The sequence below is a fragment of the Streptomyces sp. NPDC037290 genome, assembly GCF_055603245.1.
On sequence record NZ_JBVJVZ010000161.1, the window covers coordinates 1 to 1222 of the forward strand.

Genomic DNA, 1222 nt, shown 5'->3' on the forward strand with positions numbered 1-1222 from the left:
CCTTGGGCGCGGTGTCCACCACCGCCCCGTCCCCCGGGTCGCTCCCGGTGAGGGCGGCGTGCGCGGACGCCGGGCCCGCGCCCGCCAGCAGCAGCCCGAACACCAGGCTGACCAGCGCGGCGAGGAGCGCGGCGGCGGCGAGCGGCCGTCGTATCGGGGAGGGCCCGGCGTAAGGGGCGGTGGCAGACATCTGGATTCAGTCCCTCACTGCTTCTTCGGGTTGTGGGTGGTTTCCTTCACCGGCAGGTCGACCGTGATGGGGCCGGCCTTCTCGAAGTGCAGCTCGACGGAGACCTTCTCGCCCTGCTTGGGCTTCTGCTTGAGCTTCATGAACATGATGTGGTTGCCACCGCGTTCGAGATCGAGCTCACCGTTCGCGGGCACCTCGAACGAGGAGACCTCGCGCATCTTCTGGTTCTTCGTCTCGTGGATCGTGACGTCGTCGGAGAGCGGACTGGTCACCGAGGTGAGCCGGTCCGCGGTGCCGCCGCTGTTCTGCACGACGAGGAAGCCGGCGGCCATGTCGCTGACGGGCTGCGGCATGTAGGCGCCGACGACCTTGAGCTCCGGCTCGCCGCCCGAACCGCTGTCCGACGAGCACCCGGCCAGCGTCAGCCCCGCGGTGAGGGCGAGGGCGCCGGCGAGAGCCGTGCGGCGGCGGTTCACGGGGTCTCCCCCTTGATCAGCTTGGGGAGGTCCTTGGTGTACTCCTCGGCGGAGGTGTCCTCGCCGTAGAGCACATACCCCTCGTCCGTCTTCGGGGAGAAGGCGATGACCTGGGCGCCGTGCATCGAGACGACGGTCCCGTCCTTCTCCTTCTTCGGCGCGTCGATGCCGATGCCGATCTGCCGCGCCCCGGCCTGGATGGTCGGGAAGTCGCCGGTGAGGCCGGTGAAGGTGGGGTCCTGGGCGGAGAGCCACTTGCCGAGCGAGGCGGGGGTGTCGCGCTCGGGGTCGGTGGTGACGAAGACGACCTGGAGCTTGTCCTGGTCGGCCTTGGGCAGCTCCCGTTTGGCGAGGGAGATGTTGCTCATGGTCAGCGGGCAGACGTCGGGGCAGTTGGTGTAGCCGAAGTAGATGAGCGTCGGCTTGCCCTTGGTCGCCTCGCGGAGGTCGTACTCCTTGCCGTGGGTGTCGGTGAGGACGAGGTTCGGCTTGGTGAACGGCTGGTCGAGGACGGTGGCGGCCTTGTCCTTCGGCGCGGCGCTGACGTCGGCGATGG

General features: G+C 69.1%; 3 protein-coding genes. All 3 read right to left on the reverse strand.

The genetic code is table 11. The annotated features are described in order from the left end of the window. On the reverse strand, positions 1 to 190 hold a 190-nt coding region (locus ACZ7HQ_RS45645), incomplete at its 3' end, for a hypothetical protein (protein WP_471003585.1). Positions 191 to 204: 14 nt separating this feature from the next. Next, entirely contained in the window at positions 205 to 666 is a 462-nt protein-coding gene (locus ACZ7HQ_RS45650; protein WP_030579335.1) for a copper chaperone PCu(A)C, read from the reverse strand. Then, positions 663 to 1222, reverse strand: a 560-nt coding sequence (locus tag ACZ7HQ_RS45655) for an SCO family protein (RefSeq protein WP_471003588.1), incomplete at its 5' end; no start/stop codon positions are given. The genes ACZ7HQ_RS45655 and ACZ7HQ_RS45650, both read right to left, overlap by 4 nt.